General features: G+C 60.8%; 12 protein-coding genes and 3 tRNA genes. 14 read left to right on the top strand and 1 reads right to left on the bottom strand.

The genetic code is table 11. The annotated features are described in order from the left end of the window. The first annotated feature begins 136 nt into the window (after positions 1-136). From dnaN to INT29_RS05650, 9 genes are all read left to right on the top strand, one after another. A complete protein-coding gene (gene dnaN / locus INT29_RS05690) occupies positions 137-1276 on the top strand; it encodes a DNA polymerase III subunit beta (RefSeq protein WP_193069876.1) in 1140 nt (379 codons plus the stop codon). Then, a complete protein-coding gene (gene recF / locus INT29_RS05685; protein ID WP_193071019.1) occupies positions 1277-2401 on the top strand; it encodes a DNA replication/repair protein RecF in 1125 nt (374 codons plus the stop codon). Then, positions 2398-2910: a DUF721 domain-containing protein gene (locus INT29_RS05680; RefSeq protein WP_101572312.1), complete on the top strand. Its 513-nt coding sequence runs from the start codon at positions 2398-2400 to the stop codon at positions 2908-2910. Before recF ends, INT29_RS05680 begins: the two co-directional genes overlap by 4 nt. Before the next feature lie 212 nt (positions 2911-3122). Further along, positions 3123-5120: a DNA topoisomerase (ATP-hydrolyzing) subunit B gene (gyrB, locus tag INT29_RS05675; RefSeq protein WP_193071018.1), complete on the top strand. Its 1998-nt coding sequence runs from the start codon at positions 3123-3125 to the stop codon at positions 5118-5120. 109 nt (positions 5121-5229) lie between these two features. Continuing rightward, entirely contained in the window at positions 5230-7788 is a 2559-nt protein-coding gene (gene gyrA / locus INT29_RS05670) for a DNA gyrase subunit A (protein ID WP_101572316.1), read from the top strand. Continuing rightward, positions 7785-8591 (top strand): DUF3566 domain-containing protein, encoded by an 807-nt coding sequence (locus INT29_RS20605; protein WP_319020843.1) that lies wholly within the window; start codon positions 7785-7787, stop codon positions 8589-8591. The genes gyrA and INT29_RS20605 overlap by 4 nt, the downstream gene beginning before the upstream one ends. Positions 8592-8809: 218 nt before the next feature. Further along, positions 8810-8883: transfer RNA gene (locus INT29_RS05660), tRNA-Ile, on the top strand. A 151-nt stretch (positions 8884-9034) separates the two neighbouring features. Beyond that, positions 9035-9110 (top strand) — tRNA-Ala (locus tag INT29_RS05655). A gap of 613 nt (positions 9111-9723) precedes the next feature. Further along, complete coding sequence (locus INT29_RS05650) at positions 9724-11172, top strand: MDR family MFS transporter (protein ID WP_193071104.1); 1449 nt, start codon at positions 9724-9726, stop codon at positions 11170-11172. Positions 11173-11240: 68 nt separating this feature from the next. Here the strand turns inward: INT29_RS05650 and INT29_RS05645 are convergent, their stop codons facing one another. Beyond that, positions 11241-12494: an MFS transporter gene (locus INT29_RS05645; RefSeq protein ID WP_101572319.1), complete on the bottom strand. Its 1254-nt coding sequence runs from the start codon at positions 12492-12494 to the stop codon at positions 11241-11243. A 162-nt stretch (positions 12495-12656) separates the two neighbouring features. On the opposite strand from INT29_RS05645, the gene INT29_RS05640 reads away from it, so the two are divergent. From INT29_RS05640 to INT29_RS20050, 5 genes are all read left to right on the top strand, one after another. Beyond that, on the top strand, positions 12657-13106 hold the full coding sequence (locus INT29_RS05640; RefSeq protein WP_193071016.1) for a MarR family winged helix-turn-helix transcriptional regulator: 450 nt from the start codon (positions 12657-12659) through the stop codon (positions 13104-13106). 142 nt (positions 13107-13248) lie between these two features. Then, complete coding sequence (locus tag INT29_RS05635; RefSeq protein WP_193071010.1) at positions 13249-13422, top strand: hypothetical protein; 174 nt, start codon at positions 13249-13251, stop codon at positions 13420-13422. A gap of 47 nt (positions 13423-13469) precedes the next feature. Then, on the top strand, positions 13470-14054 hold the full coding sequence (locus INT29_RS05630; RefSeq protein WP_193071009.1) for a GNAT family N-acetyltransferase: 585 nt from the start codon (positions 13470-13472) through the stop codon (positions 14052-14054). A 54-nt stretch (positions 14055-14108) separates the two neighbouring features. Next, positions 14109-14181: transfer RNA gene (locus INT29_RS05625), tRNA-Ala, on the top strand. A gap of 205 nt (positions 14182-14386) precedes the next feature. Then, the gene (locus INT29_RS20050) at positions 14387-14584 is read left to right on the top strand and encodes a hypothetical protein (RefSeq protein ID WP_226841642.1); all 198 of its coding nucleotides are present in this window, start codon (positions 14387-14389) and stop codon (positions 14582-14584) included. Positions 14585-14647 lie beyond the last annotated feature (63 nt).

Here is a 14647-nt window from a genome sequence, read left to right as displayed (position 1 = left end):
GCACGGCCCGACCACGATCATGATGTTGGCCGTCCAATGCCGGGAAGCTGAGATTTCCGATAGGCTGTGTAAAGTTTTCCGAGCAACGTCAAGCCAGTGTCTTGAGTACGTCGGGTGGCCACCCCGAAGGAGTAAAGTGAACGCCGAAACATCTCCCCTAAAGTTCAAAGTCAACCGCGATGTCCTTGCCGATGCGGTGACTTGGGCTACCAAGACCCTCCCCAGTCGTCCGTCGGCACCTGTCCTCACCGGCATTCTGATCACCGCCGAGGCTGGTGGGACGGTTCGTCTTTCAGTCTTCGACTACGAAGTCTCATCCCGAGTCGAGATCGCAGCTGACGTGGTCACAGCGGGCACCGTTCTCGTCTCCGGTCGACTCCTGGCAGATATCTCCAAAGCTCTTCCCAATCAGGAAGTCACCCTCGAGCAGATCGACTCGAAGGTCGATGTCACCTGCAGCTCGTCGCGGTTCTCACTGATGACGATGCCCGTCGGCGAATACCCATCGTTGCCCCAGGTACCCGATGCTTCGGGAACCGTCTCTGCCGGTGAATTCCAGAACGCGGTCTCACAAGTCACGATCGCGACATCGAAGGATGACACGCTGCCGATCCTGACCAGCGTTCGTGTTGAAATCGAAGGCGAAAAGGTCACACTCCTGGCCACCGACCGCTATCGGCTCGCTGTTCGTGAGTTCACCTGGAACCCAGGTCGTCCAGACGTCTCGGCTGTTGCACTTCTGCGCGGACGTACACTCTCCGATGTCTCGAAATCCCTCGGCGGCGATGTCACCATCGGTCTGAGCAACGATGCGGGCAAGGATCTCATCTCCTTCACCTCGGCGGGCAGAGTCACAACTTCGCTCCTGGTCGAAGGCGAATACCCCAAAGTCCGTTCGCTGTTCCCCGATTCGGTGCCGATCCACGCGATCGTCGAAACGGGTGTTCTGCGGGAGGCCGTCCGTCGTGTGTCTCTCGTCGCCGAGCGAAACACTCCGCTGCGCTTCGAAGTCAGCGACGGAATGCTCACGCTCCATGCCGGGACCGGCGACGATGCTCAAGCTTCGGAAGCCGTCGAAGCCGTGCTGCAGGGCGATCCGATCACCGTCGGCTTCAACCCGCACTACATCGCCGAGGGTCTAGCCGCCATCGAGAGCCCGTACGTGAACTTCTCGTTCACTCAGCCGATGAAACCCGTCATCATCTCGGGACAGAGGGAACTGGAAGCTCCGGCCGACGAGTCGTATCGATACTTGCTCATGCCAACGCGTATCTGAATGTGGATATCCCGACTTTCGCTGCGTAACTACCGGTCCTACCCCGAGCTCGATCTCGAATTCGAGCCCGGGGTCACCACATTTGTGGCCGACAATGGAACCGGCAAGACCAATATCGTCGAAGCCATCGGGTATTTGGCCCATCTGCGCTCTCATCGGGTCGCCTTCGATGCGCCGCTGGTCAACGAGTCCGCGCACACGGCAACCGTGTCAGCGCTCGTCAACCGCGATCAGCGGCATGCCACGGTTGAAGTCTCGATCCAGTCCAAGGGTGCCAACCGGGCACGGGTCAACCGTTCTCCGGTGAAGATGAAGGAGATACTCGGTCTCGTCTCCTGCGTTGTCTTCGCACCAGAAGACCTCAGCCTTGTCCGAGGTGAACCAGCGGAACGACGCTCGTGGATCGACACGCTGGTCGTGTCCCGTAATCCTCGCTACTCCTCGGTGATCACGGACTTCGAACGGGCGCTCAAGCAACGCAACGCACTGCTCAAACGTCTGCGCGAAGACCGTGACCCTGGCCTTGAGGCCACATTGGATATCTGGAATATGGCCTATGCAGACTCCGCCGCGGAGCTGGTCTACGGCAGGCAGCGTATTCTCGCCGACATCGTCGAGCCGCTGCAGGAGAACTTCGCCTATATCGCCGCCGATGCTCGTCTGGAGCGTCAGGGCATCAAGGCTCGCTACGAATCACGCATCGACTATTCGCAGGCAGAATCTGCGGCCGAGTATCGGGAACTGCTGCTGGCCGCCCTCGAACGCCGGCGTACCACTGAGATCGAACGGGGTGTGACCCTGCACGGTCCGGGTCGTGATGATCTGGCGCTGACGATCGGTGATCATCCGGCGAAGGGCTATGCCTCCCACGGCGAGACCTGGTCATTGGCGCTGGCAATGCAGCTGGCCGGATGGGATCTGCTGAGCTCGGACGCTGGGTCGAGTGCCGAACAACCCGTTCTCGTCCTCGACGATGTCTTCGCCGAACTCGACACCGGACGTCGGAACCGACTGGCCTCACGGATCACCGCGGCTGAACAGGTATTCATCACCGCAGCCGTCGATGGAGATCTGCCCGCAGACCTAGAAGGCCGAAGGATCAGCCAGGAACGGCTGCTCCCATGAGCGGGATCCAGAAGGACACCTCAACTCCGGTCGCGGCACTCGAAGCTCTCGACCGGGTGCGTCGGATGGAGGCGACCGAGGCCAAGTTCGTTCGCAGTCGACGCCGGTCACGACTGCGAGGAGAGGCCATCTACTCTTCGGCAGGCAAAGACAAACGTGACCCGGCAGCCATCTCATCGGCCCTCGGAAAGCTGATCTCCGCCCGAGGTTGGTCCTCTTCGATCGACATCGGCAAGGTCCTGGGCCGGTGGCCGGATCTGGTGGGTGAACAGGTGGCGATGCACTGCAAGCCGGTCGACTTCTCTCCTCCGCTGCTGATCATTGCAGCGGACTCGACGACCTGGGCGACCCAGCTGCGAGTCCTCAAACCGACGATCCTCCGAGCATTGGAGGCAGGCCTCGGATCCCAGACGATCACGGAGATCGAGATCCGCGGGCCACGCGGCCGCAGTTTCAAAAAGGGGCGGCGCAGTGTGTCCGGGCGGGGACCACGCGACACCTTCGGCTGAGGTTCAGCAGACGAAGTCTCGAGCCGGAACCGCGACGAGTGCGCAAAACGATAGAGGGCCTTAAACGGCGATAGCCGGTCCCGTTCGTGTCCGGGGGTACATCCGAGGCATGCGAAATCCGGAAATGCACCTTAATGGGCCGCTTACGGGCATTTCTGGTCGCGGCGCGGTAGAATAGGTAGCTGTTAGCGCCCACCCTTACAAGGAGTCATATGACGACCGAGGATCTATCCCATTACGATGCCGGGGATATTACGGTACTCGAGGGTCTCGAAGCAGTTCGCAAACGACCTGGCATGTATATCGGTTCGACCTCGGAACGCGGTCTTCACCACCTCGTTCAGGAAATCGTCGACAACTCCGTCGATGAGGCGATGGCCGGATACTGCTCTCATATCGAGGTCACGATCCTCGCCAACGGTGGCGTGCGCGTCGTCGATGACGGTCGCGGAATGCCGGTGGCTATGCACCCCACGGAGGGCAAGCCCACCGTCGAGGTGATCCTGACTATCCTGCACGCCGGCGGTAAGTTCGGCGGAGGCGGCTATGCCGTAGCCGGCGGTCTGCACGGTGTGGGCTCAACAGTGGTCAATGCGCTGTCCGAGCGTCTCGAGGTCGAGGTCCGACGCGATGGCTACGTCTGGAACATGAGCTTCGAGAAGGGTGTGCCCACGGGCGAACTCACTCGTGGCGAAGAGACTTCCGAGACTGGCACGATGGTGACCTTCTGGCCGGATTCGTCGATCTTCGAGACCACCGACTTCTCGTATGAGTACCTGCGTGCGCGCTTCCAGCAGATGGCGTTTCTCAACAAGGGCATGAAGATCAGCCTGACTGACGAACGGCATGCCCAGGTCGATGACGACAACGTCCAGATTGATGAAGACGAAGAGGCAGAGGCCAAACCACGTGAGGCCACCTACCACTATGAACACGGGCTGCTCGACTATGTGCAGTATCTGAATTCGACGAAGAAGGCCGATCTCATCCATCCGGATGTCATCGTCTTCGAGTCCGAAGAAGCCGAGGAGACGCTCTCCCTCGAGATCGCCATGCAGTGGACGAGCTCCTACAGCGAGTCGGTCCACACCTACGCCAATGTGATCAACACCCATGAGGGTGGCACCCACGAGGAAGGCTTCCGCACGGCACTGACCTCGCTGATCAACAACTATGCTCGCGAACAGAAACTCCTGCGGGAGAAGGATGCGAACCTTACTGGTGATGACATCCGTGAGGGATTGACCGCAGTCATCTCGGTCAAGCTCGGCGATCCGCAGTTCGAGGGCCAGACGAAGACGAAACTGGGCAACTCAGAAGTCAAGGGCTTCGTTCAGCGCGTTGTCCGCGATGAACTCGGGCACTGGATGGAATCCAACCCGGCTCAGGCCAAGGATGTTGTTCGCAAGGGACTTCAGGCCTCTCAGGCGAGGCTGGCTGCACGCAAGGCGCGCGAAGCCACTCGGCGCAAGGGACTGCTCGAATCATCGGGGATGCCCGGCAAGCTCAAGGACTGCCAGTCTAAGGATCCGACGATCTCCGAAGTGTTCATCGTCGAGGGTGACTCTGCAGGCGGTTCTGCAACACAGGGTCGCAATCCCAATACTCAGGCGATTCTTCCCCTGCGCGGCAAGATCCTCAACGTGGAGAAAGCTCGACTCGATCGGGCTCTGGGCAACAATGAGGTCCAGGCCATGATCGCTGCTTTCGGCACTGGAATCGGCGAAGAGTTCGATCTTGACAAGCTGCGTTACCACAAGATTGTGCTCATGGCCGATGCTGACGTCGATGGTCAGCACATCACGACGCTGCTGTTGACCCTGATCTTCCGCTATATGAAGCCGCTCATCGAGCACGGCTACGTCTACCTTGCGACTCCTCCGCTGTACCGGCTCAAGTGGTCGAATGCCGCTCACCAGTTCGCCTATACCGACAAGGAACGCGATGGGCTGCTCGAAAACGGTCGAGCAGCAGGCAAACGTCTGCCCAAGGACATGGCGATTCAGCGCTACAAGGGTCTGGGTGAGATGAACTATTCGGAGCTGTGGGAGACCACGATGGATCCTGATCACCGGCTGCTCAAGCAGGTGTCGCTCGACGATGCGATCGTTGCCGACGAGATCTTCACGGTGCTCATGGGCGATGACGTGGATTCGCGCCGACGCTTCATCCAAGAGAATGCGAAAGACGTTCGCTTCCTCGATATCTGATCCGCGCCGTCGGCTCCCGTCAGTGGACGAGAGCCGTCGGCGACACAGACTTTCACGTACTCAATCACCGGCCTGCTGAGCGGGTTAAGACACAAGGGAAGAGCCCACATTGGCTGACGAAAACGATATCGGAACCGAAATCAACCGTGTCGAACAGGTTGATCTCAATCTCGAGATGCAGAGGTCGTACCTCGATTATGCGATGAGTGTGATCGTCGGACGTGCTCTGCCCGACGTCCGTGACGGTCTCAAGCCCGTTCACCGGCGTGTGCTGTATGCGATGTTCGACGGCGGTTACCGTCCGGATCGCAACTTCTCGAAGTGCTCACGCGTCGTCGGTGATGTCATGGGCCAGTACCACCCCCACGGCGATACGGCGATCTACGACGCCATGGTTCGCCTGGTGCAGCCATGGACGATGCGCTACCCGCTCGTCGCTGGTCAGGGCAACTTCGGCTCGCCCGGTGACGATGGCGCGGCTGCGCCCCGTTATACCGAGTGCAAGATGGCTCCCTTGGCCCTGGAGATGGTCCGGGACATCGAAGAGGGCACCGTCGACTTCCAAGACAACTACGACGGTCGCAACCAGGAACCGACGGTCCTGCCCTCGCGGTTCCCGAACCTGCTGGTCAACGGCTCCTCCGGCATTGCTGTGGGCATGGCGACCAACATTCCTCCGCACAACCTCCGTGAGGTCGCCGCCGGCGCGCAGTGGCTGCTCACACATCCCGAAGCCAGCAAGGAAGATGCCCTCGAGGCTCTGCTCGGCATCGTCAAGGGCCCCGACTTCCCGATGGCCGCGACGATCCTGGGCCGCAAGGGCATCGAGGACATGTACCGCACAGGCCGCGGCTCGATCACACAACGCGCCGTTGTTGAGGTCGAGGAGATCCAGGGACGCACCTGCTTGGTAGTCACGGAACTGCCGCATATGGTCAACCCTGACACCCTGGCCGCGAAGATCGCCTCCTACGTCAAGGACGGCAAGGTAGCCGGAATTGCGGACCTCCGCGACGAGTCTTCGGGACGCACCGGTCAGCGCCTGGTCATCGTGCTCAAGCGCGATGCGGTGGCCAAGGTTGTGCTCAACAACCTCTACAAGCACACCTCGCTGCAGGAGAATTTCTCCGCGAACATGCTGGCGATCGTCGACAGTGTGCCGCGCACCCTCAGCCTGGACTCGTTCCTGCGTCTGTGGGTCAAGCACCAGATCGAAGTCATCGTCCGTCGCACCGAGTTCCGGCTGCGTAAGGCCGAGGAACGCGCACACATTCTGCGTGGCTACCTCAAGGCACTCGATGCCCTCGATGAGGTCATCGCTCTGATCCGTCGTTCGCCTTCATCGGATGAAGCTCGTACCGGTCTGATGGAACTGCTCGAGGTCGATGAGATCCAGGCCAACGCCATTCTCGATCTGCAGCTGCGTCGCCTGGCCGCACTGGAACGTCTGAAGATCCAGGAAGAAGCCGAGAAGATCGAGCAGCAGATCGCCGAGTACAAATACATCCTCGCGACTCCCGCTCGTCAGCGCGAGATCGTGTCGGAAGAACTCGACGATATCGTCGATCGCTACGGTGACGACCGTCGGACCAAGATCCTGGCTGGATTCGACGGCGATGTGTCGATGGAAGACCTTATTCCGGAGGAAGAGGTCGTCGTCACCATCACCCGCGGCGGCTATGCCAAGCGCACCCAGAACCACCTGTACCGGGCACAGCACCGCGGTGGCAAGGGGATCAAGGGCGCGAACCTGCGCGGCGATGACGTGGTCGAACAGTTCTTCGTCACCTCCACACACAACTGGCTGCTGTTCTTCACAAACACCGGTCGTGTCTACCGTGCGAAGGCCTACGAACTCCCCGAAGGTTCACGCGACGCCAAGGGCCAGCACGTGGCAAACCTCCTCGCCCTGCAGCCGGGCGAGACGATCGCCAAGGTGCTCTCGATCAGGGACTACGAAGAAGCTGAGTTCCTCATTCTGGCAACACAGTCCGGTGTGGTGAAGAAGACCCGTCTGAGCGAATACGACTCGAACCGCACGGGCGGCGTCATTGCAATCAACCTGCGCGAGTACAAGGGACAGCCGGATGAACTGGTCTCGGCACGGATCGTCAGCGCCGAGGACCACCTCCTGATGATCTCCCGCAAGGGAATGTCGATCCGTTTCGCAGCCGACGACGACTCGATTCGTCCCCTGGGCCGAGTCACCGGTGGCGTCACCGGCATGAAGTTCAAGGACGATGACGAGCTGCTGACCATGGATGTCATCCAGCCCGACACCTTCGTCTTCGTCGTGACAGAGGGCGGCTATGCGAAGCGAACTCCAGTCGACGAATACCGTCTGCAGGGCCGTGGCGGCCTGGGCATCCGGGTTGCCAAAATCACCGAACAGCGCGGAGACTTGGTGGGCGGACTGATCGTCGACGAGGGTGAAGAAGTCCTCGTCGTCATGGAACGCGGTAAGATCGTACGGTCGAATATCGATGAAGTTCCGGCTAAGGGACGCAACACGATGGGTGTGGTGTTCGCGAAACCGGGCAAAAATGATCGTATTATCGCTGTAACGCGTGGACCCGAGACCGTGGTCGAAGAAATTGACGAAGAAGCTGAGGAAACTGAGGGCGAAGACGTAGAACCTCAGACCGGCAGCGAGGATGTGGAAGAGTGAGCGACAACAAACAGCCAGGCTCAGGCAAGATCATACGCACGTCCAGTGGTTCCACCCGCTTGACAGCAGGATCGTCGAAGAACGGGGAGAAGGCCGAGTCTTCGGCCGCCGGCGGCAGTTCGACAGGTTCCGGCAACGCGGGCAACTCATCCGATAAGACCCGGGTGGTCGCTCCTCCTGCTCCCAAAGCCTCACCCAAGCCCAACCGAGCTCCTTCGGCGGGGCAATCCCCAGCCGGGCAGTCGACGGCTGCTGGAACCGCCACAGGCGGCTCCGCGCCCTCGGGCCAGGCGACAGGCTCACAGAAGCCTTCGTCAGGAACTGGCCAGACCACCTCGGCGAGGGAATCGGCAGCCAACACCATTCGCGCCAGCTCCGGCAGCGTGAAAATGGGTGTCAAGAACATGGTCGACAGCGGCAAGGGCAACAAAAAGAAGAAGGGCCCGCGCACCGTTCGCCTCACCGTCTCAGCGGTGGACCCATGGTCAGTCATGAAGATGTCGTTCCTCATGTCAGTGGCCATCGGCATCGCCACGATCGTGGCATTCATCGTCCTCTGGGTGGTCCTCCAGGCCACAGGCGTCATGAGCGGTCTGGAATCGACCATGACCGAAGTCGCGGGCGCGGAATCGGCTGAGAAGATCATCGGGATCTTCGGATTCGGCCGCGTCGTGGCGGCTGGCTTCATCATCGCGGTCATCAACATCGTCCTGATGACTGCCCTATCCACCTTGGCTGCGTTCATCTACAACATCGGATCTCTCATCGCAGGTGGCTTCCACCTGACGCTGACCGACGACTGAGACCTGCAGCAGCCTGGTACGGCTCTCAGCTGCTCCACCCTGCTCCCAGAACCTGAGGGCGGCTCCGGGTCCCTACACGGGGATTCTGAGCTGCCCTCAGGCGTTCTAAGGGTCGATCTCAGAGTATGATGAGATCATGTGAGGCGAGTCACTGTCAGCCGATTTGTGTTGGAATGACCCGTTGGGTATCGTTTTACTTCGGGTTCACCCCCTGAAAAGGGCCTATAGCTCAGGCGGTTAGAGCGCTTCGCTGATAACGAAGAGGTCCCTGGTTCAAGTCCAGGTAGGCCCACATCCTTTCGAGGAGGATCATGAAGAAATGGATTCTCAGTGGTCTCACACTTGTGGGACTCGGAGTTTTCTTCCGGTGGCGGCACGGCAATCAGAGTGCCCAAGCCGAATGGTCCGAACACACCGACTCGGTGTGAAGGTGAATCCCTTCTGGGGGTATGGCGCAATTGGTAGCGCACCTGCTTTGCAAGCAGGGGGTTAGGGGTTCGAGTCCCCTTACCTCCACCAGAAACACGAAGGCTCCGAATCGTATTGGTTCGGAGCCTTCGTATTCCTTCGCAGTGAGGATGCCGCATCAGCCGTCTGCGGTGGTCTCACTCCCGGACGGTGAGGGTGAGCGATCAGACTGTAGAAGGATGCCATTTCTATTGTGTCCTCCGGCCGGGACCGCCGAGTTCGATCCGACCATTTGCCCAGAGCAGCGACAACCAAGGGTCCACGCCGTGGTCGATCGCAGGAACCAAGCGCTCGAGTACTTTGGCAGCGAGCTTCGGATCCGATCGACAGTCCAGCCCAGATCATCTGGGGGTGTCCCAAGTGTGGACCAGCATCTCATCTCACGCCAATGCGGCGAAACCACTGGGATCAGGCGAACCGGGAGACATGACGGTTGGATCCAGCCATGCGAGTAGGGTTTTCCCGATATTCTCATGATCACGGAATAAGCTGATGTCGATTGCCGTTGTCCCCTTTGTCTGCACACAGAATCGGCTGCTGTGAGCAGGTTCCCGCCCAGTCCGGGCGATAACAGACCTTTTTCGATCGGAGCATCTCTTTGTCCAGCGACATCTCCCCCTCTCGTTCCCACGACCCGCGGGCTGACTCCATCGATCCAGCCGGGATGCGGGTGATCTGGCTGCTTCTGGTGGCCGCGTTCGTCGCGATCCTCAATGAAACGACGATGGCCATCGCGATCCCAGAGCTCAATGCTTCGCTGGGGATCCCACCGGAACTCGGTCAGTGGCTGACCAGCGCGTTCATGTTGACCATGGCCGTCGTCATTCCCACGACGGGCTTCCTTCTGCAGCGTTTCAGCACCCGCCATATCTTCCTGGCGGCAATGATCCTTTTCTCCGCCGGCACACTGATCTGTCTCGTGGCTCCAGGGTTCCCCGTCCTGCTCGTCGGGCGCGTTGTCCAGGCTGCCGGCACCGGCATCATGATGCCGTTGCTGATGACGACCATCATGAATGTCGTTCCTCCTCACTCGCGGGGTCGGATGATGGGTCGGGTCGGCCTGGTCATCTCGCTTGCCCCTGCAATCGGTCCGACGATGTCGGGCATCGTGCTCGACTCCCTGGGGTGGCGCTGGCTCTTCGCCATCGTCCTTCCGATCGCACTCATCGCCCTTGGCCTCGGCGCCAAGTGGATGACCAACCTGGGTGAGAGCACCCATGCTCCGATCGACTATGTCTCCGTCGTGCTCTCGGTCTTCGCCTTCGGTGGCATCGTCTTCGGCCTCAGCCAGTTCGGCGGCGGCCATAGCGGCGAAGGTGGAGGCGGCTCCACCACCGGCTTCGCTTGGACGGCGATCGCAGCCGGACTCGTCTTCCTGGGTCTCTTCGCCTGGCGACAGCTGATGCTGCAGAAGGAGGACCGGGCGCTGCTCGATCTGCGTGTGTTCACCGCGAAGAACTATGTCATCGCCGTCATCATCATGGCCGTCGTCTCGCTGGCCATGTTCGGCACTTTCTCCCTGCTTCCGCTCTACCTGCAGAACGTCGCCGGCCTCAACGCCACCCAGTCAGGTCTCGTCCTTCTGCCCGGATCGATCCTCATGGGCGTCCTCGCTCCCGTCATGGGACGAATCTACGACGCACGCGGCCCCAGAACCCTGCTGATTCCAGGATCGATCATGATCGCTGGGGCGATGTTCTCCTACGCCATGGTCGGCATCGGCACGCCCACGTGGGTCCTCGTCGTCATCCAAACTGTCATGTCACTTGGACTGGCCGCTTCGTTCACACCCCTGTTCTCCGCCTCACTGGGATCACTTGAACGGAAACTGTACTCACACGGATCCGCGGCGCTCAACACCATGCAGCAGGTGGCCGGAGCGGCTGGAACCGCGCTTCTCATCTCCATCTACTCCTCCGCCCTGCATTCGGGTGAGGCCGCCGGACGCACCGTCGCGGAGTCCGGTGCCCCGGGAGCGCACAATGCGTTCCTGCTGGCCTCAGTCATCGCCCTGGTGCCCGTGATCCTGTCCTTCTTCATCAAGAAGCCCGAAGACCAGGAGGATGTCCCCGCCGAGGCGGCCCCCTTGGCCCCGGAGACACCTGCCACCTGATCTGAGGACATCCCATTCCGGGACCACACCATGCTTTGGTGTGGCCCCGGACGTGCATCGGGCCGGTCTCAGACCGATTGAGCGCTCGGGGAGGAAGAGTTCGCCGACGCATCATCCTCAATGTCGTGCGCCGCTTGTTCCGTTCCTCCCGGTGTCTTCGAGGTCCTTCGCAGCTCTCCACCGCGTGCGAAGCCGGCGATGAGAAAGACGATGAGACCTGCAACCGTGACCAACGAGCCGGCCCACAGCGGAGACGAATAGCCGAGACCGGACGCAATGGTGAGGCCACCGATCCAGGCACCGACGGCATTTCCCACGTTGAAGGCGGCGATGTTCGTTCCCGACCCCAGGGTTTGCGCCTCCTTCGAGTGGATCATGATGCGCATCTGCAGCGCAGGCACGGCGGCGAAGCCGAAGCCGCCCATGAAGAACAGGGCGATGATGGTCCCGATCTGATTGCCGGCGACCCGGGAGAAGACAGCCAGAATGATGACGAGCCCGATGAGCAGGACCAGCAGCGTCATCCCGATGTTCTTATCCGCAGAACGCCCGCCGAGGAAGTTTCCGATGAACAGTCCCACTCCGAAGAGCGCCAGCAGCCACGGCACGGTCGAGCTGGCGAATCCGGACACGCCGGTGAGGGTGAAGGCCATATAGCTGAATGCTCCGAACATCCCGCCGTAGCCCAGGATCGTGATGAGGATCGAAGCCCAGACCTGCCCGGATGCGAAGATGCGGAATTCCCCGAGGATGCTGCCGGTCTTCTGCACCTGTGCAGCTGAGGCGGGGATGACCACGATGATGCCGATGAGTGCGACGACACCGATGATGCTGATCGCCCAGAAGGTCGACCTCCAACCGGTGGCCTGACCTAAGAACGTTCCCAGCGGCACACCGAGAACGTTCGCACTGGTCAGGCCCGCGAACATCATCGAGATGGCCGCGGCCTGACGGTTGGGAGCGACGAGACCCGCGGCAACGACCGAGCCGATGCCGAAGAAGGCTCCATGGCAGAGGGCTGCGATGATGCGGCCGAGCATCATGAGTTCGTAGCTCGGTGCGAGCGCCGAGAGGACGTTGCCGATGATGAAGAGGACCATGAGGCCGATGAGTGCGCTTTTACGGTTGAGCCTTGTCACGGCGACCGTGAGCACGATCGCTCCGACCGCGACTGCAAGCGCATAACCGGAGATGAGGTAGCCTGCAACGGTTTCGGTGACGCCGAAGTCGGCAGACACCTCGGGCAGCAGACCCATGATGACGAACTCTGTGAGTCCGATTCCGAACCCGCCGATGGCGAGTGCGAGCAATGCAAGTGGCATGGTGTGAACCTTCCAGGAATGTGTACCGTCGGTGCGATAGTTCAGTGCGTGTGCAATATGCCGCGCATGCATTAGTTGCACACGCATCGATATATAATTGCACACGCGTCTTATGCGCGCAAGTGATGTAATATGAGGAGGTGTCGACACAAGGAGGAGTTCGTGGGAATCAGGGATGACGCAGTCGAGGTCCGCGCTCAGGGCTGGCGCACCCTTGCTGCCTTGCACGGTCTGATCGAAACAGAGCTCGAGCGCAGCCTGCAGCGCGAGCATGGCCTATCGGTAGTGGAATTCACTGTCCTCGACGCACTCAGTCGCCAGGACGGATGGCATATGCGCATGCGCCAGCTGGCCCGAGCCGCGGCTCTGTCGAGCAGCGCGACGACGCGTTTGGTGACCCGCCTTGAGAACCGGGACCTGCTCACCAGGGTCCTGTGCGATGATGACCGCCGCGGGATCTACACCGAGCTGACGGCGGCGGGACGGACGCTGTTGGACGCAGCGAGGCCAACCCATGATGAGGTGTTGGAAGCCGCGCTGACTGAAGCCAGGCAGATGCCTGAGCTGGCGCCGCTTGTCGCTGCCGTCTACGCCGAGCAGGTCGCGGTCTGAAGTCAGGGTGCTGGTCGGTCCCCTCTGGAGCAGTCAGCGATAGTCCGTGGCTTCGGCAGCATACGCTGTTCCATCGACCCTCGTTGAGCCACAAGCTCCTCATGCGTGAGCTTGACGGGTCCCGGATGGTGCACGGCACATCGTGTCCCTAGCTGCGTGGGTCGGTCTCCTCGCTTCGTTCCTGCTGACCCTGCTGGATTCACCTGTCGAGCTATGGGACTCGATGCTGGCGATCAGCCTGGTCTGGCATATTCCGAATGTCACCGATTCGGGAGTGGACTGGTGGGGACTCGTCTACTGTTTTCGAGGAGCGTAGGATGCTACCCACGATGAGAGGAAGTACTCAGAGCTGAGGAAGTGCTCATGACAGTTGAGATCCGACCCGCCGGAATCGAACGCTTCAATGATGTGGAGACGATGCTCGGGCCCAAGCGCAGCCCCAATGCCATTGCCTGCTGGTGCCTGACCTATCGCTTGGGCAGCAGAGAAGCTGCGAAGCTCGATGCTGTGCAGAGGCGGCAAACGGTTCGAGAACTCTGCACCCAGGAGCACCCACCAGGAATCCTGGCGTACTGTGACGGGGAAGTCGTCGGTTGGGCGTCGGTGGCTCCACGATCGCAGGTCGTGGAGCTCGCGGATGCGGAAACGTACCCCCACCTCGGCGAGGTGGAGCCGTGGTCGATCTTCTGCCTGCGCGCTCGTGGTGGGAAACGTCGACGTGGAATCGGACAGTATGTTCTCCGAGGCGCAATCGATTTTGCCTGGGACAACGGCGCCGAGGTGATCGAAGCTTATCCCCTTGACGCGACCGAGAAGATGGCGCCGATCTTCACCTACCCGGGCCTGCGGTCGATGTTCGAGAAGGAAGGATTTATGAAGGTCGCTGACACCGTGTCCGAGGTGGGAGGCTCGAATCGTGTGGTGATGCAGTTGGACAGGTCGTCATAGACCGCTCCGATTGCATCGGCCCTCCTCATGCGGGTAATATCGGCCTGTACTCCAGGGGGTATGGCGCAATTGGTAGCGCACCTGCTTTGCAAGCAGGGGGTTAGGGGTTCGAGTCCCCTTACCTCCACTCGAGAAGCTATTGAGACAGCACTCGTAAGATGGTCCGGGCAGCAGCGATGTTTCGCTGCCGCCCGGACCATTGTTGGTTCCGTGATGGTGGCGAAGGGCTCGGCGAGGGTCGGGTGTAGTTCCTCGTCTTCGGTGACTTCCAGCCGCGTGTAGAACGCCTGGTTCTCCAGCCTCCTGTCGCCGTCGTTGGAATGCGTGTAGGCATGGTGCGCGTCGGTAAGCAGCCGCAGGCTGTCGTGGAGGAACGCGCGTCCTCCGGTGTGGTGTGCGTCGTGTTCGGCCAGGCGGCGGTCGATGTCCGCAAGGCCTGCGCGGATGCGGTCCTGGTGCCGTTTGAGGGTGGGAAGGTCGATGGCGTCGGCGAAGTGCGCGGCGAGCAGCTTGTCGCTCTCCGCTTCTAACCTGGCTCGGTTCGCGGTAGTCGGCTTCGCTGATGGTGATCGAGGCATAGGAGTCCGCGACGA

Source organism: Brevibacterium sp. FME37 (genome assembly GCF_014897485.1).
Lineage (GTDB): Bacteria > Actinomycetota > Actinomycetes > Actinomycetales > Brevibacteriaceae > Brevibacterium.
Note: the sequence above shows the minus strand (reverse complement) of the source record. Positions and strands in the feature narration are given on the sequence as shown.